Origin of the sequence: Paenibacillus sp. FSL H8-0282, from assembly GCF_037963825.1 — a bacterium.
Lineage (GTDB): Bacteria > Bacillota > Bacilli > Paenibacillales > Paenibacillaceae > Paenibacillus_AQ > Paenibacillus_AQ odorifer.
On the sequence record NZ_CP150146.1, the window covers coordinates 3148563 to 3168929 of the forward strand.

The 20367-nt window shown below is 38.8% G+C and carries 22 protein-coding genes and 1 pseudogene; 16 read left to right on the top strand and 7 right to left on the bottom strand.

Translation table 11 applies throughout. From position 1 onward, the window contains the following. Positions 1-24 precede the first annotated feature (24 nt). Positions 25-921: a LysR substrate-binding domain-containing protein gene (locus NST94_RS13870; protein ID WP_076302025.1), complete on the bottom strand. Its 897-nt coding sequence runs from the start codon at positions 919-921 to the stop codon at positions 25-27. A gap of 133 nt (positions 922-1054) precedes the next feature. On the opposite strand from NST94_RS13870, the gene NST94_RS13875 reads away from it, so the two are divergent. The 5 genes from NST94_RS13875 to NST94_RS13895 all read left to right on the top strand — a co-directional run bounded on the left by NST94_RS13875 (position 1055) and on the right by NST94_RS13895 (position 4287). Further along, on the top strand, positions 1055-2284 hold the full coding sequence (locus NST94_RS13875) for an MFS transporter (RefSeq protein WP_076302026.1): 1230 nt from the start codon (positions 1055-1057) through the stop codon (positions 2282-2284). A gap of 56 nt (positions 2285-2340) precedes the next feature. Further along, on the top strand, positions 2341-2742 hold the full coding sequence (locus NST94_RS13880; RefSeq protein WP_076125824.1) for an NUDIX domain-containing protein: 402 nt from the start codon (positions 2341-2343) through the stop codon (positions 2740-2742). A 190-nt stretch (positions 2743-2932) separates the two neighbouring features. After that, positions 2933-3358 (top strand): DMT family transporter, encoded by a 426-nt coding sequence (locus tag NST94_RS13885; RefSeq protein WP_076302027.1) that lies wholly within the window; start codon positions 2933-2935, stop codon positions 3356-3358. A gap of 31 nt (positions 3359-3389) precedes the next feature. Next, a complete protein-coding gene (locus tag NST94_RS13890; RefSeq protein WP_076125820.1) occupies positions 3390-3848 on the top strand; it encodes a DMT family transporter in 459 nt (152 codons plus the stop codon). Positions 3849-3969: 121 nt separating this feature from the next. After that, entirely contained in the window at positions 3970-4287 is a 318-nt protein-coding gene (locus NST94_RS13895) for an iron-sulfur cluster biosynthesis family protein (RefSeq protein ID WP_076302029.1), read from the top strand. 99 nt (positions 4288-4386) lie between these two features. Here the strand turns inward: NST94_RS13895 and NST94_RS13900 are convergent, their stop codons facing one another. Continuing rightward, positions 4387-4995: a TetR/AcrR family transcriptional regulator gene (locus NST94_RS13900; RefSeq protein ID WP_076302030.1), complete on the bottom strand. Its 609-nt coding sequence runs from the start codon at positions 4993-4995 to the stop codon at positions 4387-4389. A 257-nt stretch (positions 4996-5252) separates the two neighbouring features. On the opposite strand from NST94_RS13900, the gene NST94_RS13905 reads away from it, so the two are divergent. The 8 genes from NST94_RS13905 (at position 5253) to NST94_RS13940 (ending at position 14125) form a co-directional block, all read left to right on the top strand. Beyond that, on the top strand, positions 5253-6020 hold the full coding sequence (locus NST94_RS13905) for an SDR family NAD(P)-dependent oxidoreductase (protein WP_076302031.1): 768 nt from the start codon (positions 5253-5255) through the stop codon (positions 6018-6020). Between the two features lie 212 nt (positions 6021-6232). After that, a complete protein-coding gene (locus tag NST94_RS13910) occupies positions 6233-7033 on the top strand; it encodes a GNAT family N-acetyltransferase (RefSeq protein ID WP_076302032.1) in 801 nt (266 codons plus the stop codon). A gap of 35 nt (positions 7034-7068) precedes the next feature. Next, a complete protein-coding gene (locus NST94_RS13915; RefSeq protein WP_076125811.1) occupies positions 7069-7752 on the top strand; it encodes a response regulator transcription factor in 684 nt (227 codons plus the stop codon). Continuing rightward, positions 7753-8754, top strand: a complete 1002-nt coding sequence (locus NST94_RS13920) for a HAMP domain-containing sensor histidine kinase (protein ID WP_076302033.1) — start codon at positions 7753-7755, stop codon at positions 8752-8754. A gap of 95 nt (positions 8755-8849) precedes the next feature. Further along, entirely contained in the window at positions 8850-9533 is a 684-nt protein-coding gene (locus NST94_RS13925) for an ABC transporter ATP-binding protein (protein WP_076125806.1), read from the top strand. Further along, entirely contained in the window at positions 9530-12133 is a 2604-nt protein-coding gene (locus NST94_RS13930) for an FtsX-like permease family protein (protein ID WP_076302034.1), read from the top strand. The genes NST94_RS13925 and NST94_RS13930 overlap by 4 nt, the downstream gene beginning before the upstream one ends. 143 nt (positions 12134-12276) lie before the next feature. Beyond that, positions 12277-13671: a protoporphyrinogen oxidase gene (locus tag NST94_RS13935; protein ID WP_076302035.1), complete on the top strand. Its 1395-nt coding sequence runs from the start codon at positions 12277-12279 to the stop codon at positions 13669-13671. A 187-nt stretch (positions 13672-13858) separates the two neighbouring features. Next, on the top strand, positions 13859-14125 hold the full coding sequence (locus NST94_RS13940) for a CD3324 family protein (RefSeq protein ID WP_076184530.1): 267 nt from the start codon (positions 13859-13861) through the stop codon (positions 14123-14125). A 64-nt stretch (positions 14126-14189) separates the two neighbouring features. On the opposite strand, the gene NST94_RS13945 is transcribed toward NST94_RS13940, so the two are convergent. Then, positions 14190-14336 carry a hypothetical protein gene (locus tag NST94_RS13945; protein ID WP_179089400.1) on the bottom strand — a complete coding sequence of 49 codons (147 nt, stop codon included), beginning with the start codon at positions 14334-14336 and terminating at the stop codon, positions 14190-14192. A gap of 53 nt (positions 14337-14389) precedes the next feature. Then, positions 14390-15030, bottom strand: a pseudogene (locus NST94_RS13950) (DUF2935 domain-containing protein). Positions 15031-15356: 326 nt separating this feature from the next. Here NST94_RS13950 and NST94_RS13955 point away from each other — a divergent pair. After that, on the top strand, positions 15357-15908 hold the full coding sequence (locus NST94_RS13955) for a GNAT family N-acetyltransferase (RefSeq protein WP_076184532.1): 552 nt from the start codon (positions 15357-15359) through the stop codon (positions 15906-15908). 190 nt (positions 15909-16098) lie between these two features. Here NST94_RS13955 and sleB read toward each other — a convergent pair whose 3' ends face one another. After that, the gene (gene sleB / locus NST94_RS13960; protein ID WP_248548334.1) at positions 16099-16692 is read right to left on the bottom strand and encodes a spore cortex-lytic enzyme; all 594 of its coding nucleotides are present in this window, start codon (positions 16690-16692) and stop codon (positions 16099-16101) included. A gap of 223 nt (positions 16693-16915) precedes the next feature. Between sleB and NST94_RS13965 the strand changes: the two genes are divergently transcribed. Further along, entirely contained in the window at positions 16916-17467 is a 552-nt protein-coding gene (locus NST94_RS13965) for a YdhK family protein (protein WP_076184534.1), read from the top strand. Between the two features lie 92 nt (positions 17468-17559). Here NST94_RS13965 and NST94_RS13970 read toward each other — a convergent pair whose 3' ends face one another. Continuing rightward, positions 17560-19194, bottom strand: a complete 1635-nt coding sequence (locus tag NST94_RS13970) for an MDR family MFS transporter (RefSeq protein WP_076276465.1) — start codon at positions 19192-19194, stop codon at positions 17560-17562. A 29-nt stretch (positions 19195-19223) separates the two neighbouring features. Then, on the bottom strand, positions 19224-19652 hold the full coding sequence (locus tag NST94_RS13975; protein ID WP_036678010.1) for a MarR family transcriptional regulator: 429 nt from the start codon (positions 19650-19652) through the stop codon (positions 19224-19226). Between the two features lie 205 nt (positions 19653-19857). Here NST94_RS13975 and NST94_RS13980 point away from each other — a divergent pair, with 205 nt between their 5' ends. Then, entirely contained in the window at positions 19858-20340 is a 483-nt protein-coding gene (locus NST94_RS13980) for a hypothetical protein (RefSeq protein WP_339282089.1), read from the top strand. Positions 20341-20367: the final 27 nt, after the last annotated feature.

The following is a 20367-nucleotide window of genomic DNA, read 5'->3' on the forward strand; positions in this document are numbered from 1 at the left end:
ATGCTTAGCATAGTAGTTTTTACCTTAATTATATTCATGAGGTTTACTGAAAAAATCCACAGCAAATTTCCGGAAATGTATAGCTGCTTGCGATAAAAAGTGCTTTCTGCTCCATGCGATGCCAAAAGAGCGTTGACATAGTGGTTCTGTTATTTTTAATTGAACAATTTCTGTATTTTGACTTCTTCTGCCTAAGGAGAGAGGGAGGGTGAAGGTGATTCCTAGTCCCATTTCTACTAGGGTTTGAATGGCGCTTACTTCTTCAAGCTCGAACGTAATTTGAGGTTCAAATCCAGCTTGTCGGCAAAATTCATCTGAAATTTCACGGAAATTATATCTAGAAGATAAAGAAATGAAATTCTCACCTGCAGCTTCTATCAAAGAAATACTCTTTCGATTAGCAAAGCGATGATTCTTGGGCACAGTTAAACATAATTCTTCTTCTGCTAAGGTAAGCCACTCGATATCTGGTCCGGTAACAGGTGTAGATGATATGCAAAAATCAATCGCTGCACTCTCTAAATCATTTCTCATTTCTAACGCAGAGCCGAGCTGACGTTGGATGATCCGTACATGCGGATGAAGGGTAAGAAATTCTTTTAGTAAAGTGGGCAATACATACGGGAGTGTGGCCGCAATGGAAATTACACCATGTTCAAGTCCAGCCATATCTGTGAGCTCACGCTGTCCTTCTTCAAGTTCCATAAAAGCTTGCTCGACACGTTGCAGATAGGTTTTTCCGAATTCGTTCAATTTTATATTTCTGCCTTGTCGCTCGAATAAGGGAACACCTAAGTTTTTCTCTAAACGCTGTATGGAATTACTAAGGGAGGGCTGAGATACATTTAATTCTTTTGCGGCCTTAGTCATGTGTTCATGGCGTGCAACTGCCTGAAAATATTGAAGCTGAAGGAATTCCATAACAAAAACCTCACTTTACTTATAACTCTAATGTGATCTATCGATCATATAATATGTATTTTACTTAATTAATTTTCAGTCCTATACTATTGTAACATATAAAAAGTTATAGGTAGGATGGAGAGAGTCTGTTGTGATTAGAGAGAAAATATGGACCCGGAATTTTATTGTTGTTTGCTTAAGTAGTTTTTTTATGTTCCTGACCTTTTACATTCTGGCAACTGCATTCCCGTTATACGTAAAGGAAAGCTTACACGGGAATCAGCAGCAAATGGGGTTAGCGATTACTATCTATGTAATAGGGGGAGTTTTGATCCGTCCTTTTTCGGGACAATGGGTCGATAAATTCGGCAAAAAGAAAATGGCGGTTATTGGGCTAACCATATTTCTAATCGCCTGTATTGGTTACTTCGGATCTAATGGAATTGTATTATTCCTGGTAATTCGTTTCCTACACGGAATGAGTTATGCTGTTGCCTCGACAGCTACTAGTACAATAGCCTCGACGCTAATTCCTTATTCACGTCAAGGAGAAGGCATCGGTTATTTTAGCATGTTTATGAGCATTGCTATGGTCATTGGACCCGCATTGGGTCTTTTTCTCTGGAAAGATGAGAATATTAATGTACTACTGTTAGGCGTGTGTGTGATTGCCGCTCTCTCGCTGTTATTCACGTTAGGTGTTCGGATGCCAAAAGAAGATAAGGCTAACGTTATTGAAGCTGTTAAGAAACCTGCTAAGACGCGAAAAGGGCTTCGCTGGAGAGACGTAATCGAGCCGAAAGCCTTGCCGATATCACTTGTCGGATTTACGCTTGCTTTTTCCTACAGCTCCTTGTCTGGATTTATAGCTTCTTTTACGAAAGAAATTCATCAATCACAGCTTACTGGTTATTTTTTTGTGGCTTTTGCAATTATGATTGTATTGTTTCGCCCGGTTATAGGTAAAGTATTCGATAAATATAATGAGCATATTCTCATCTATCCCGGAATTCTAATCTTCGCCGTTGGATTGCTTAGTTTAAGTCAAGCTCGGTCTGGTTTGATGTTAATGATGTCTGGTGTCATTATGGGAATTGGATATGGTGCACTTATGCCATGTTTCCAGACTATTGCGCTTAAATTAGCGGCTAAAGATCGTAGAGGTAGTGCGAATGGGACCTTTTTCTTGTTATTTGATTTGGGTTATGGAGCGGGCTCGTATTTCATGGGTTTAATTGCTTCTTATACGGATTACCGAATGATGTATGAGGTTGCGGGGGGAGTAACACTTCTTTCTCTTGCTGCGTACTATTTGCTTCATCATGTACCTCAGGCCAAAGCTAAGCTGCACATACAAAAATCAAATATAGACGTTGTATAAATAGATGGTCTTGGCTGTATGATATAATTATTAGAAAAAAATATGGGGAGAACTGTATGACTACAATCATTGATAAAATTGCATGGATTCATATTCAGAATGGACAAGTTTTGTGTGCGCGTTCCAAAGGGAAAGATACCTATTATTTGCCTGGAGGAAAAAGAGAAGCTGGAGAAACAGACGAGGAGACGCTCGTGCGCGAAATCGAGGAAGAGATCTCTGTTCGTATTAAACCAGAAACCATCTCCTATTTTGGAACCTTTGAAGCGGAAGCTCACGGTAAAGCTGAAGGCGTCATAGTTAAAATGACATGTTATATCGCGGATTTTGAAGGTACACTTAGTCCTGCGTCGGAAATTGAAGAGTTATCCTGGTTATCTTATAAGGATCGAAATCGTGTTTCAGTCGTTACACAGATCATTTTCGATCAATTGCATGAGCATAAATTACTTTCCTAATTCACAATTTAAAGTTCTGAAAGCCCGTTTTAAGCCTAAGAGATGGCTTGAGGCGGTCTTTTTTTTGAAAATATACGAAAGGCTTATAGGGGCAACAACATCGTTTATTTTGGTTTAGGACAGATGTCCTTTTTTAAAGGCCTGAATTGCTTTTTAATATGTAAGAGATCGAAGTTGAGGAGAGAGAGAAATGAGAGGAATTATATTTGCGTTTTTAGCGGGGGCTTGTATCACTCTGCAAGGAGTATCTAATGCTCGAATTAGTCAAGATATTGGGACTTGGCAAGCTGCGACAATTACACAGTTAACAGGATTTATCATGTCGTTACTAATCCTCTTATTTGCTAGAGATGGGAAATGGCAAGGAATAAAAGAAGTAAAACCATTATATCTAATTGGCGGATCTTTTGCCGCAGTCGTAATTTTCAGTGAAGTCACTGCCATTCAACAGATTGGCGTTACTTTTACTATATCGACATTGCTGATTGCACAGCTATGCTTGACCTTCTTAATTGATATTAAAGGCTGGTTTGGGATGGAAAAACGACAAATGAGACTCCCACAGTTTATTGGGATAGGGTTGATGATTGCGGGAGTAGTGATTTTGAAATTCTGAGAATACATTCAACAACTGGAGGAGTTACGTTATGATTTTAGGGTTAATATTAGCGCTTGTCGCGGGTTCATTCGTTAGTTTACAAAATATTTTTAATACGAAGGTTAATCAAAAGGTTGGATCTTGGGCCACAACGACGTTAGTATTAGGGTTGGGTTTTCTGGCTTCCTTTATCATGAGTCTTATCTTTGAAGGCGGCCGAATATTTACTTTGCGAAATATGGAGCCTTGGTACTGGATCAGCGGATTGATCGGGGTGGGTGTAGTAATCTGTCTCGTGCAAGGCACCAAACGTCTTGGGCCAACCTATGCGATCTCGATCGTATTAATCTCTCAGCTTGGGTTTGCTTTATTGTGGGATTCCCTCGGCTGGTTAGGGCTTGAAAAGGTTCCATTCACCTGGAAGCAGTTGGTCGGAGTACTTGTGATTGTTGGCGGTATTCTAGTGTTTAAGCTAGGTGGTGCCCGGGAGACTCAAAAGTCGGCTTAATTTATCCTCAGACTCATGTTTGTCAAAATAGAAGTGATGGCAGTCACACGAGAGTGAAAGCAAATCAATCTATACTTTGGGAAAGTAGTAACTCAATTATAAATAAGGAGCAGATCATCCAATGTTCATACAATTGAACTCTCTAACTACAGAAAAGTTAAATGAAAACCTTGGTGAACGACCAGGTTATTTTAAATTGTTCTTCGATACAGAGGGCTGTGGTTGTAATGGCGTGATCGTAATTCAGATTATTAGTGAACCCCATGCTACAGATATGGAAGTTCAGAAAGAGCCCTTTACTTTTTTTGTGGACCGTCAACAGGAATCTTTATTTGATGAACAGATGCGACTTGAAGCAGATGAGAATTACCCGTCATTCAGATTAAGTAGTGATTCGGGCCTGTTAGGAAGCAATATTCGAGTAAAAGATATTCGCTGAGTAGAGCACTGCTACTAAAAACCAGCGCATTTGAGATCATCTCTCAATGCGCTGGTTTTTTAAATTTCGTTCCTATATATGGCACTTGCAATTCATTTCTTACCCATTAGATTTTTTCATAAAAGCTATATGGTCTATTTTGCTGTTCACCAGTGTAATTAACTGTTCTGCCATATAGCTCGCCGAATATTTGAAATTGACTTCAGCCCAGTGCATAATGACACCTACTGTAGCAGACATTTGGTAACTCAACATAATTTCATAATCCACAGGAGCAGCATCAGCTTCTATCTCAATTCGCATATCCTCACGCATGGATTCCCGTAAACGGTCGAACAGTTCAACAGTCATTTTCCCTCGTTCCACTGCGGATAAGGCTAAAAACTCCGCTTTATACTCCTCAATATATTCGAACAGCTGCAGAATGGAAGGGAAGACCTCCGTTGCCTCAATACGTTCCAATCCCTCATAAGGTTCTAATAGCGCCTCACCTATACCCTGTAGAAATTCATCATGTATTTCCTTAAGCAAAGCCTCTTTACTCTCAAAATGTTTATAAAAAGTCCCTCGATTGTAATCCGCTCGATTAGTCACGTCCAATATCGTAACTGAATCATAGCTATTTTCCAATATTAGCTCAACGAATGCAGATTTCAGAGCTTGGCGTGTTCTTCTGGTTCTTCTGTCTTCATTTTCTTCCTGTATCAAAAAAACTACCTCCAGCTATGATCTTTTTATCGTTCATTTATAGTTCTTACTTTAAAAGTAACAAAAGATCAGCTAATGTTCAAGATTTAGACATAAGTAAACACGTAGAGCAAGTATGTTGGTTAGGCGACATTACTTAAAATTCTGATTATTGAACAGGTTAACTAATGGGGTGTACTCTAGTAATAGAGATAGGTTATCCCATCTCCTAAGACTATAATATATAGCCAATTCATAACAAAGGATGCGAACATACAATGAGTGAATCATATGTAAAAACTGCTGTAATTACTGGAGCTGCAGGTGGAATCGGTAAAGAGCTTGCCCGTCGATTGTCTGATCGTAAACTGAATCTTGTACTTGTCGATCTGAATGAAGAAGCGATAAAAAATGTCATCCAAGATTTAGGCTTAAATGAATCTAACTCTTTAGCTGTAGCTGCGGATGTCTCTAATGAAGAAGACGTTCAGAATTATGTTAATAAAGCGGTAGAAAAATTTGGAACCATTGATTATTTTGCAAACAATGCCGGAATTGAAGGTCCGGCAGGTCAAATCGAAGAGCTTAACGTTAAAGCACTTGATCTTGTATATAACGTCAATGTACGTGGTGTATTTCTTGGACTACATTATGTAATTCCTGTGATGAAAAAACAAAACTCAGGTGCTATTCTGAACACTTCATCTCTGGCAGGACTCATGGGTGCACCAGGTATGGCCCCTTATATTATGTCTAAGCATGCTGTAATTGGTCTGACTCGCGTAGCTGCAAATGAGCTTGCACCACTTGGTATTCGTGTAAATGCGGTACTCCCAGGAACGATCAATACACAAATGATGCGTAAAATTGAAAATAATTTTGGAAGCGCAGAAGAATACAAGGCAGCTAACGAAGCTGCAACACCTATGGGACGCTACGGAGAACCGCAAGAGGTTGCCGCTGTGATGAACTTCCTTCTGTCGGATGAGGCTTCATTCGTAACGGGTTCTCTATATACAGTCGATGGTGGTATGATAGGTCAATAATGCAAGCTGATTTCGATCATTAAGGATACTTCAAATAAAGGATTGGGCCTGTGCGTCAAGCATTGGGTCCAATTCTTTTTTTATTTAGGATACCCGGATCGGATTTTATAATAAGCAATTTGCTGAATTATCTTATAGAATATACAAAGGGGATTTAATCTTTTTAAGTATTGATCAGTGATTTAGATAAATTGTTGGCGAGGAGTGTTCATATGCATGAGTTATCTCAACAGGATTTTAATGAAGTGAAACCGTTACTTACAGGTGCTCCTATTCATCCTGAAATTCTCTCCATTATCGAGGGAAATAATCCGGGTTGGATTTTTGTAGATCAACTTGTAACACCAAAAAGCGCGTTGGTATGGAGTAAGGGGATGCAAGGATTTTATATTATAGGCGATCACACCAATGAGATATTTATTAAAAGCTTAGATAGTTATGTATCCAGTCAGATTGTACCGAGGATGAAAAAGCTTGGGCTGGAGTATTTTGAAGTCTCAGGTCAACACAATGAATGGAATCTGGCATTGATGTTTCCTTCTAGGAAGCTATATCCTTTTGAACAAATGGTGTTCAAGTTATTCCACAAGCCCGTTGAGTCCCTTAATAATGCGATTAGAATTATAAATCTTAAAATGCTGGACTGGGAGGACTTAGATCTAAAGAATATAGAATTTGTACATGACAATATTGATTTATTCTGGTCATCGAAAGAAGACTTTAGGGCAAAAGGCTATGGATATGCTGCTGTTGATGGAACTGAGATTATGGGTGTGTGTTATTCTAGTTTCGTTACGGAAGATACTCATGCTATCGGAATTGAAACTCTCTCCAAGTATCAGAATAGAGGAGTGGGGACTAATTTAGCGGCCTTAGTAGCGGAGGATATACTTACAAATGGTTTTACACCTTACTGGGACTGTTCATTAGATAATGAAGCTTCCCGAAAGCTAGCGCTCCGTTTAGGATTTCAGCAAATTCATCAATATAAGTGTAGTGCTTTTTCAATATGACAGTTTCGCAAATTATTAGGTTAGGATGAACATTGATGAGAATATTGCTCGTAGAGGACGATAGAACGATTGCTTCAGGACTTGAATATTCCTTGCAGCAGGATCATTTTGAAACTATTTTATGTTATGATGCAACCTCTGCTAGGAGGGTGTTGGCGGAGCGGTTATCTGAAGTAACACTTTGCATTTTTGATCTCTCTCTACCGGATGGCAGCGGATATGATCTGTGTAAGATCGTGAAGGAGCGGAGCGATATTCCGGTCATCTTTTTAACTGCGATTGATGACGAAGTTAATGTAGTGATGGGACTTGATATGGGAGCAGACGATTACATAACTAAGCCATTTCGGATTCGCGAGCTGTTATCACGCATTAAATCGGTGTTAAGGAGATATAACAAGCAGGCTCAAACTCCATCTAATTTTGAACTAGAGAATATACGGATTAATACGCTTGAAGGAAAAGTTTATAAGAACGGCGATGAAGTTCTGCTAACAGCATTAGAATATCGTCTGCTTCTGATATTTGCTAATCATGTGGGACAAGTCCTTTCCAGAAATCAGCTGTTAGAGCGGATTTGGGATGTCGCCGGAGAATTTGTAAATGATAATACATTGTCTGTGTATATTAAACGCTTAAGGGAAAAGTTAGAGGATAACCCGCAAGAACCCACACTGATCAAAACAGTACGCGGTTTAGGGTATAAGGTTGGTGATTAGATGTTACGAAACAGAGAATTTAGATGGTTATTACTAACGATGACTACGATCAGCCTTCTGGCGATTATAGGAACGGCATTTATTTCATCAGCAGCGATGGGGATCACGGCGGTAACTTCAGTTCTGCTTATAGGTTGTTGTTTATTATTTACCCGCTGGAGATACCGCGAAATTGAGAAGCTTTCAGGGTATCTACGTCAAATTAGCAGTGGTAATTATTCGCTCGATGTTCGTGATAATCAGGAAGGCGAGCTTAGTATCCTGAAAAATGATATTTATAAGGTGACGTTGATGTTATCGGAGCAGCGTTTGCTTTTGCAAGAGGATAAAATAAAGCTTACCAATGCGATCTCCGACATCTCCCATCAGCTCAAAACACCACTTACCTCCATGACCGTGATGGCAGATTTATTAAGCGATCCTGATCTGGACGTTGAGAAAAGAATAGAATTTACGCGGAAAATCAGCCTTCAGCTCGATCGGGTTGGCTGGCTGGTTTCTTCATTATTAAAGTTCTCAAAGATCGATGCCGGAACCATTCAATTTAAAAAAGATTCAATAAAAGTAAAGAAGCTTGTTCAGAAATCTATGGAGCCCATACTGATTCCAATGGATATTAAGGAGCAACGGATCCTAATCGAAGGTGAAGACGCTACCTCATTAATAGGCGATTACAATTGGACAACTGAGGCGATGATTAATATTCTGAAAAACTGTGTAGAGCATACACCTGCTGGGGGAGAGATTACGATTTCTTTTGCAGAAAACACGCTGTTCACGGAAATTGTCATTACTGATAATGGCAAAGGAATTCCTAAGGCAGAGATCCCCTATATTTTCAAACGATTCTACAAGGGTACAAATGCAAACGAAGACAGCGTTGGAATTGGACTTGCCTTGGCGCAAAGTATTATCACTGAACAAAACGGCACGATTGATGTGGTGAGTGAAGTAGGAAAGGGTACACAATTTCGGATCAAATTTTACAAGCAAGTGATTTAACACTTATGGCTTAGTGACTAGAATGTCACTTAAGAGTCACTGAAGAGTCATTGTAGACAGATATACTGATCTCATCAACAAATGGGGGTCTAACAATGGATATTTTAAAGATTGAACATCTGTCTAAAACATATGGTAAAGGCGAGACCGCAGTAAAGGCTCTGGATGATGTATCTTTTTCAATTAAAAAAGGTGAATTCGTAGCGATTATTGGACCATCCGGCTCAGGAAAATCAACGATTCTGCATTTATTAGGTGGGGTGGATAGACCGACAAGTGGTAAAGTATTTGTAGATAACACGGATATTTATGATTTGAATGAAACACAGCTGGCGATCTTTAGACGCAGACAAATTGGTCTTATTTATCAGTTCTATAATCTCATACCGGTGCTGACGGTTGAAGAGAATATCACACTTCCGTTGCTGCTCGATCAGCATAAAGTGGATAAGAAGCAATTTGCAGATACCGTGAAGGCGTTAAATTTGGAAAATCGTTTAAACCATCTGCCGAATCAGCTATCAGGCGGACAGCAGCAGCGGGTATCCATAGGCAGAGCATTAATTAGTAACCCTGCAATTATGCTGGCAGATGAGCCAACTGGTAATCTTGACAGCAAGAATAGCAGTGAAATTATTGAATTATTAAAAATGTTTAATAAAACGTATAATCAAACACTGATTGTGATTACTCACGATGAACGTATTGCCTTGCAAGCAGATCGGGTCATTACTATTGAAGATGGAAGGATCGCTAAAGATGAGGTGATTCGTCCGTGAATATCGTAAACAAATTAACTATAAGACATTTGAAACAGAATAAGCGAAGAACATTGGTAACTATCATTGGAGTTATCATTTCAGTAGCTATGGTAACGGCTGTGGCGACGTTAGGTTTTTCTTTTATGGAATTAATGAAGAAGCAAAGTATCTCTACAAATGGAGAATGGCATGTCCAATATAGAAATGTTACTAAAGCTCAGCTCAAAGCGATAGAAACAGATGATGCGACAAAAGCCCTAGTGATCTCCAACGATCGTGGCTACGCCCCTTTAGAGGGTGGGAAGAATGAGAATAAACCCTATTGGTATATCAAGGAATATAATGCAGCTGGTTTTAAACAATTTCCGATTGAACTGCTGGAAGGTAGACTCCCGAAGACAAACCACGAAGTAGTCATTTCTGAGGAGATTGCAAAGAATGCAAAAGTCTCTTACAAGATTGGTGAAACTTTAACGCTTGATGTGGGTGAACGTGTCACTAGCGATGATGAAAATAGTGGCCAACCCCTATCTCAGAATGAACGATTACGAACTGAAGAGGATACCTTGCTTGAAAAGATTATTCATAAAAAATCAATGAACTATACGATTGTGGGAGTGATAAAACGTCCTACTTGGGAACCAACATGGTCTCCGGGTTATACTGCCATAAGTTATGTGGATGAAAGCATGATTGGAGCAGCTGAAAAAACCACAGCGACGGTTGTATTAAAAAAGGTGGACAGCTCCATATACAAGCATGCAGAGGAATTAGCAAAAGAAAATAAGATCGAGTCGATCTCTTATAATAATAGTCTGCTCCGCTATTATGGTGTGACGAATAACGATGGCTTACGTAACACACTTCTTTCATTGTCAGTAATTATTATGGTTGTGATTATCATTGGTTCCGTTTCTTTAATCTATAATGCTTTTGCGATCTCTGTCTCGGAGCGTGCACGTCATTTAGGGATGCTCTCCAGTGTAGGGGCTACAAAGTGGCAAAAGCAGAATTCAGTGTTTTTTGAAGGAATGATTATCGGTTTAATTAGTATTCCAATTGGGATCATTTGCGGTATAGCAGGCATCGGGATCACTTTTATGTTTATCAATTCGATGATTCAAGATGTATTAGGGATAACTGAGAGATTAACGTTGATTGTTACACCTCTGTCTCTACTAACCGCTTGTTTAGTTTCAATACTGACAATTTTTATATCCACCTATCTTCCAGCCAGAAAGGCTTCAAAGATCTCGGCAATTGATGCGATCAGACAAACAACCGATGTTAAGCTCTCAGGTAAAGCGGTGAAAACATCCAAGTTCGTGCGCAGATTGTTTGGTATTGAAGCAGAAATTGGTTTGAAGAATTTAAAGAGAAATAAACGCAGGTACCAAGCAACCGTGTTCTCACTTGTCATTAGTATTGTTTTGTTTTTATCTGTATCAGCGTTCACTTCTAATATGAGAAGGTCGGTAGAACTCTCACAGGATGGTTTGAACTATGATATTCAAGTATATATGGGGACTGAGGACGCTCAAAAAGTGGACCGGTTGACGAACTCGATATCCAAATTACCTAATATAACGGAATATAATGTGACTAGGGAACTCAGTGTGAGTTCATGGATTGATGAGAAAAATATGGCAAAAGAATTGCAAGAGATTGTGCAGGCGGATAAGAGTGTTCTAAAGAACGGGAAATATCCTTACTATATTCAGATCTTTGCACTAAATGAACAGAGTTTGAAAACCTATGCAGAAACGGTCGGTATAAATTATGAACATCTAACGAAGCTTGATCAGATGACTGCTATTGTGAATGATACGGTTACCTTTGAGGATGAGAAAGCCAAAAAAATTGTTGAGACCAAAGCTTTTCACTCTGAAGTCGGCCAAAAGCTTGAGCTTATTTATACGGATTGGGATACCAAAAAAGAGACGGATTTATCACCAGTAAAAATTGTCGCTTTAACTGATAAACGTCCAATGGGAGTACATTCAGCAATGGTTGGTGGAATAAACATCATCGTCTCTGAACAAGTCTTCGATAAACTAACAAATGATGCGATGAGCAAAGATATTCAAAGCCGGCTTAACTTGAACAGCACAAACCCATTAGCAACACAACAAGCCATAGAGGAAATGAAAGAGCGGAATATCTATGTTCAAAATGTGTATCAAAATAGACAAAATAGTGAGCAGATGATCATGTTAATGTCTATTTTCACCTATGGTTTTATTGCTTTGATTACTTTAATATCAATTGCGAATATTTTTAATACGATATCAACTAGCATATCTCTTCGTAAAAGAGAGTTTGCGATGCTGAAGTCTGTGGGCATGACGCCAAATGGTTTTAATAAAATGATTAATTACGAAAGTGTTTTTTATGGAATAAAGTCACTACTATATGGGCTTCCGATTAGTATCGTTATTATGTACTTGATTTATAGATCAATGATGAGCAGCTTCTCTTATGGATTCACACTTCCGTGGATGAGTATCTTGTGTGTCATATTGGCAGTGTTTATCATCGTTAGCGCAGCCATGTTATATTCAAGCTCAAAAGTGAAAAAAGAGAACATTATCGATGCATTGAAACAGGAAAATATATAACTATTACCCCAACATTGCCGCGTTTAACGCGGCTTTTTTGTGTCATATCTGACACGTTGGTATGTAAATTCTTATAAATTCCTATGATATAATGTACACAATTGAATTGAACAGATTATAACCACGAGGTAGGTGTCAACGAATTGAGAACAGTTGTCGTGATTGGCGGGGGAATTACTGGATTGTCTACCGCTTACTATTTACAGAAATCTATAGAGCATAACAAGCTAGATGTAAAAATCATTTTGGTTGAAGCCAGCGATAGACTGGGCGGCAAAATCAGAACACTAAAACAAGAAGACTTCATTATGGAGTCTGGGGCAGATTCTATTGTCACCCGTAAAACGAATGTTGCACCTCTGATTGAAGAGTTGGGTATACAAAATGAGGTTGTATATAACGCGACAGGAATATCCTTTATTTATACAGAAGGTAAACTGAAGCAAATTCCTAAAGATGCAGTCTTTGGCATTCCGCTCAGTATGGAGTCGCTTGCTACAACAGAACTGATCTCAGCTGAAGGAAAGGTTGAAGCACTCAAAGATTTCTACACTCCCAATAATAAGTTTACGAAAAACGATTCCGTGGGTGATTTTCTAGAAGCTTTTTTTGGAAAAGAACTTGTCGAGAAGCAAATTTCACCTGTTCTTTCAGGTGTATATTCCGGGAAGCTAAGCGAACTTACAATTGCCTCGACGCTGCCTTATTTGATTGATTATAAGAATGAATACGGCAGTATTATTCAAGGCTTATCCGCAAATAAAGCCAAATTTCAAGGGAATGGTGATAAGAAGTTCATGTCATTCAAGGGAGGTGTATCTGCCTTGATCGACTCTATGGAAGAACATCTTTCTAATTCGGAGGTCATCAAAGGGATTCGTGCCGAAAGAATTGAGAAGCGTGGAGAGCAGTACCAGGTAACTTTGGCAGATGGACGAATCATAGACTCCGATGTTGTCGTACTTGGAACGATGCATTCTACTGCACAAGCGCTACTTCAAGACGAAGAACTAAATGAAGATTTCAATCAGTTATATAATAGTTCTATGATTAGTGTATATTTAGGATTTGATATCCCCGACAGTCAGCTGCCTGCGAATGGCACAGGGTTCATCACTGCCAACAGCGATGATGTTCTATGTAATGCGTGTACGTGGACAAGTCGCAAGTGGGAGCATACGTCAGGACAACAGCGTCTGCTTGTCAGACTCTTTTATAAAAGCTCAAACCCTCATTATGATTCGTTGATCAAGCTATCTGAAGAGGAACTATTGAAGGTGGCTTTGAAAGATATACAGACCAGTCTCGGGATAACAGGACAGCCAGCTACCTACGATGTGACCAAATGGCATGATGTAATGCCAAATTACCATAAACTTCATCATCAAATTGTAGTATCCTTAGAGAAGAAGATGACAGACAGGTATCCTAATGTTATCCTTGCTGGATGCTCCTATTATGGTGTAGGCATTCCAGATTGTATTGCGAATGGAGAAAAAACAGCAGAGCGTATTTTGGAACAAGTAATTACACATTAAAAAGGAGGGTGTACAATCGTGAGAAGATTAGCGATCAGCTCTATGCAAAGTCTAGACTTATAAACAACGGCGGTTGTTTGTATAGAGCGAAAAATTGATTTTACCGCTAGTGCAGTGTGCATGGGTTGTTTAAAGAATAGACTTTGCTACCTTCAAACTCATAAAAAGTTTAAGGAGCAGAGCGATTATGAAATATGTAAATGCAGATACGATTTTCCCAAAAGAATTATTAGAGGAAATTCAGAAATATATCAACGGGGGTATGGTTTATATCCCTAAACCTGAAGAATCACATGTAAAATGGGGCGAAAAGTCAGGGAGCAGAAAATACTTAAGATCTAGAAACATCGAAATCTGTCTAAGGTTTGCTGTGGGTGCAACGGTTGACCAGCTTTCAGATGAATATTGCCTATCTAGGGATAGTATTAAGAAAATCATTTATTCAAAAAAATAGCTTATCATCCAAAAAAACCACGTTAGAGGAAACTCTGACGTGGTTTTTGGAATTTAATTATAATTTAATCTGAAATACCATACTTTTTCCGATATTTATTGATCCCATCTACAAACTGTCCTTCATACTTCACACCTTCTTCCATCTTTTTATTTGCGGCATTAATAGCTGTACTAGAAACCTTTGTTTTGTATAGTGCTTCTTTCATCATTGTCATTGCTTCTAATTGCAACTTAATCGCTTTTAAATAGATTTCATGTAATGCTATACGATTTGTTTATTCATATTCAAAGAGGCTTCAAATGCATCAATTATATACAGGAATCGTTCTGCTTCTCGGAATACATGATCCGCAAGCAATGGATGGATGATGCTCTTTATTCGGCATTCCTCAATAAGATCACGTGCCGTTTTCTTAAAGTCACGGAGAGATTTAACTGAGACTTTATTCTCGTCAAGTTGCTGACTGAGCAGGGGTTTGGTTTTCATTAATAATTGCGTCTGATAAAAGATCTAACCTACCCTGATTCAGTTCTTCCAGTCGATTTCGAAAATAGTTGGCTTCCCCACTGACATGATCCACTAGTAAGGGAAAGTTCGTTCCGCCTGGAAGCTTACATTGTAGAATTAGACCTAGTATTTTCCTTTTAAACGCCCAGATATGTGAAGCTGCACTATGAACTTCCTCATTAAACTTCCGTATTACAGCTGGATCAGAATCCACAGTAAATCCGAGTGATTTATTCTCTATGGCTTCGAATGTGGCATAGAAATGGTTTGCTTCATTAATTAGTTGCGTGTCTTCACAACGAAACCCAAGGTTTAAGAAAAAAAGAGTGTTCTTTGATGATTCGTGACCAGAATCTTATTTCATCTAGAGGTCTCGAAACAAAAGGATCCGGCATATCTGAGTACACCCCCCATTTTCATACAATTATAATATGCGTGAGGTTTGTACTATATCCGCAAAAGTTAAGACGAGTATATAGAAGTACAGTAGGTACGCTTAACTTAATTATCAAATATAAATGGTGACATTATATAAAAATTAATTCTAATCGAATATGGCATATAACTAGAGTGAGGTCCTAATTATACTGAGAAAAGAAGTAATTATTGAGAAGAAATTGTGGAGGTATGATGGAGATTAAGCTTGTTCCAGTAACCATAATATTTGAGTGATCTCCATAAATATATTCAGGAATTCGACAGAAGGTAAGGAGGGAACGACATGAATATCACAATAACCTTAACTGACAGTGCCTCGAAGTTTATTATTAACAACCTTTACCCACTATACTTACACGATCTATCAGAAATATGGGGGACGATTCCTAATCGATATGGGATATTCGAGGAGGACGAGACACAGTCACTGCAGGAACAGAATAAAGTCTTCGACATTTGGTGGGAGAAAGCTGGCATTTTGTATCCTTATTTAATAAAAGAAAATGATATTCCAGTAGGGTTTGCATTAGTTGCTACACCACCATACACACCGTCTGCTTGTGAATTCTATTTGAATGAATTTTTTATTCTACGGCCCTTCCGTGGTAAGGGGATCGCTGAATATGCGGCTAAGGAAGTCTTTAAGCTTCATTTGGGTAACTGGGAGCTGCAAACGAATCCCACGGATACAAATAGGAGAGCACAGCATTTTTGGAGGAAAACTTTAAAAGAATACACTGGTGATAGTTATTTAGAGGAATGCGGGAAGTCATATGATGATGAATTAAAGATGATTTTTACATTCAATAACCAAACAAAATTATCGAATCCATAAAAGGGGATTTCGAAGTTATGTTTAAGAATTCATTCCTAAAGGCAAAAGCTTATAAGTACAATTCACTGCAATATTTGGTGGCTTTAGTGCTTGGAATGGATTCTAACACAACCGAATAGGTTTAATAATAAAAGCCGATCTAACTATCGTAGTTAGATCGGCTTTTGTTGATCTTAGCTATTTGATGCGTTTAACTTGCAAATATATGCTTACCAATTTTTAAGTTTTGCGGACGTGACCAAATCCATGCACTAGTTGCTGTATCGGGATTGAAATAATAGATTGAATGGTTTGTCGGGTCCCAACCTCGAACAGCATCAAGAGCAGCTAAATAAGCTGTCTGATTTGGTGTAAGCCAATACTGGCCGTCAGATACGGCTGTGAAAGCTCCTTTTTGGAATACAACTTCTTTGATATTGTCAGGAAATTGACTAGATTGTATACGATTCATGACTACTGCACCCACTGCAACTTGTCCAACATAAGGCTCACCGCGAGACTCACTGTAGATAACTTTAGCCAAAATATCCATTTCATTAATATTAAGCGTGTGTTTTTTTAAAATATTCCAAGTTTTTGTCCCCGAAATCCCATCAGCGCTTATGCCATAGGCCTTTTGAAATTTAGCAACCGCTGCTTTCGTTTGTGATCCGTATACCCCATCTAAGGGCTCAGTATAGAAATCAAGGGTTTTTAATCTATATTGTAGATCCCATACATCTCCTGAAGAACTTCCTATGGTTAATACCGGAGCTGCATTAGCAGAACCGATCATAGTAGCCATGCTCACCAGACCCAAAAGAAGCAACAAAGTGAATATTTTAGTCTTCATTATAGCAGCCTCCTTTCAGAAAACATTATAAATATAGTTTAAGCATTGAGACAATACTCATTTAATGGAAAATAAATTACTGTTTTACAAACTGTGAATCCTTAGTTCCGTTTGTGATTTTCTGAAATGGGTAAAATAATACTTATAGGCAGATAAAATTTCGGAGGTCTTTTATATGAAAAAGCAATTATTTCTACTAGTCGTCGCAGCTGCTTTCAGCTTAAGTGCTTGTAGTAATGACAATAGCTATGGCAATCAAATGTCTTCTAACGATACACAAATGGAACATAACTCACATTCAAGTTCAGGTGAAGTTCCAAAAGATCTGAGGGTAGCGGAGAATCCTACTTACAAAGAAGGAAGTGAAGCTGTGATCCAAACTGACCATATGGAAGGGATGAAGGGAGCCATTGCGACAATTGTGGGAGCTTATGAGACGACAGCATATAATGTTTCCTATAGACCTACTACAGGAGGTCAGCCGGTCACAAATCATAAGTGGATTATTCATGAAGAAATAAAAGAAGCAGAGGATATATCCTATCAACCAGGCTCAGAGGTCATTATGGAATCTGATCATATGAAGGATATGAAGGGTGCAACGGCTCAGATTAACTCAGCAGAAAAAACCACTGTCTATATGATTAATTACAAACCTACTACGGGTGGAGATGAAGTGAAAAATCATAAGTGGGTAACAGAAGATGAGCTTTCACCTGTAAAATAATAGATCAACACAAAAACTGCAACTTACTCAGTTACGCATGAGTACGTTGCAGTTTTTGTTGTTTTATAGTCAGCTTCAAAAATAATTTGCGGTTAGGCTTTATCCACTGCAAGTTTTGAAGATTTCATGTTTGACAGGTCCTGTTCAGCTTCTTCAGGAACTGGCATTTGGTTAGAAGTACGAAGTGGAAGCTCCTTCAGGAAGAAGACAAGCACGAAAGCTACAACAAGCACAATGGTCCCGGTTAAGAACACGGATGACAATGTCTGTCCTAAAGCATCACGGATACCCTCAATCATTTGTAAGAAGACAGGCTGTACATCGGCTGGCAGACTAGCTTGAGTCTGTTCAAGCAATGGTTTGTTCATTAATGCCTGTGGATTAGCGAAGGAGAGCATTTGCTCAGCAAGTTTTGGATCTATCTGTGTGAAATCCGGCGCTGATGACGATTGCAGAGCTTCCTTCAAGTTTTTGGTAAGACTATTGGACATAACGGTACCCATGACTGCGATACCGATCGTACCGCCTAAATTACGGAATAATTGTGAGGAGGCCGTTACTACACCTAGTTCTGTGTGTGAAACCGCATTTTGAGTAGCTAGTGAGAATACTGGCATCCCCAATCCTAACCCAAGACCAAACACAATCATACTTAGGACAGCCATCGGTACATTATTCATAAATACCATAATTGTCATACCAGCAATCATAATGGGTATTCCAATTAATGCGTAACGTTTATACTTTCCTTTTTTTGCCATCTTTTGTCCGGTAAGGGCACTGGCTACAACCATAACGATCGACATTGGCATAGTAACATACCCTGCATATGTCGCGGAGATCCCCAGAACACCTTGTACGAAGAAGGAAAGATAGATCATAGCTCCCATCATACCGAAGTTCATAATAAAACCAATAATATTAGATATGGTAACTACACTATTCTTAAATAGATGAAGCGGAAGGATTGGATTTTTAGCTTTGGATTCGACAAAAATAAAGAGAAGTGCCGAAACGACAGTTCCCGCCAACAGGCCGAGAATTTGCGAAGAACCCCAATCATATTCTGTACCTGCCCAGGTGAAGGCAAGCAGTAGAGGCACGATGGTGGTTGTCATTAGCAAGGAACCTAAATAGTCGATGCTGGTTGACTCCCCGCGTTTGCCTTTAGGAAATAAGGTAAGAATCATCACGAAGGCTACTACACCTAGCGGTAGGAAGATCCAGAACAGCCAATGCCAATCCATATTGTCAATCAAAAAGCCTCCTAGCGTTGGTCCAAGCACACTGGAGAAGCCGAATACTGCCATCATCAACCCCATCCATTTACCACGTTCACGCGGAGGGAATAAGTCGCCTACGGCAGTAAATGCGGTGGATTGAATAATACCTGCACCTACCCCTTGAATCCCACGGTAAATGATAAATTGATAAACATCGGAAGATGTTCCTGTCAGAAAAGCCCCAACCATAAATAATAGAATACCTGCTAATAGAAAGGGTTTACGTCCGAACATATCAGATAACTTACCGACAAGAACGGTTGCTATTGTTGATGTTAATAAATAAATGTTAATAGTCCAAGTATAGTAATCCATGCCATCAAGAATTGCGATTATACGCGGCATAGCAGTACTTGTAATTGTCTGATTAATCGCTGCGAACAGCATTGCAGCCATAATAGCTATCATAATACTAAGTTTTCGTTTGCTGGATAAATGTTCCATTCGATTGTTTCCCCGCCACTTTTTAAATTTTATCTCTTGTCTAAATCAGAAATTATAACTGCGAAAATTCTTCTTAAATGCTCAATATCTTCATCGGGCAGTATCTTAAAGTAAGATTCCATAAGTTCTTGATGGCGTTCCTGCACCTCTTTAATCGTTGCTTCTCCTTTCTGCGTAATGGTGATGTGTACCACCCTTCGATCATCCTTGGCGCGTTCCTTATTTACGTAATCTTCAGCGATTAATTGGTCTGTTACGCCTGTAATTGCTGCTGAGGTAATACCAAGAGCTGCAGCAATCTGTGATACGTTTTGTGGACCGTTCTTAGATAAAGTCCTGAGGGTCTTGAACTGTGTAATATTTAGGGGGTAGTCTTGTTTGTTCCAATCTTGAGAGATTCCTTTTAAAAAGGATTTGAACATAGTAGAAATCTGAAGAAAATCTTCATTATTAGCCAAATCACGCCTCCTAAAGTTATGAAATAGGGCGGAATAAGTAATTCCATTAAATTTTAGATAACAACTAAATGATTAACTACTTAATTATTAAAGCGTGAAACAATATATCATCCTTTTTTATATCTCGTCAAGAAAAGGTTTGTTTTTTCGAATGAAATAGAGTGGGTTGATAATATATATAGGGAAAGGATCGGGGGAGTTTATATTGAGAGAATGGGTTAAGCATCAAGATCCAAACAATAAGTACGGTGCAAAGTTCACTTTAGGCGATAGAGATGTAGAGTTACCCCAAACGGCGATTATCTCAGTAACACGAGGAGAAAATTTCAATATATTCAGAATTATGATTAATGGAACTATTAATAATTTCGTTAAGAAGCAACTTCAGAAAAATGAAAATCTCCTATATGCCGAGCTCTCTGGACAACTTCAGGGAGGTGTCGGGCAGACTATAACGGTGTGGAAAAAAGGAAGCTCCATGAATAATTTCAGGAAAAAAGGTGCACATAAATTTGCTATGAGATTTTTTTCATGGGTTTTTTATGGCGGGAAAGTACAGGCTTACTTTTTAACATGGAAAATCTCAAACTCAATTCCTGAAGATAATGAAATTAAAGAAATAGTGAAAAAATATGGGAAACATTATGACGGTGGGAAATTATTAAAATCTGCGCAACGACTCCCCTGAAATAAATAGTAACCCTCGACTTAGGAT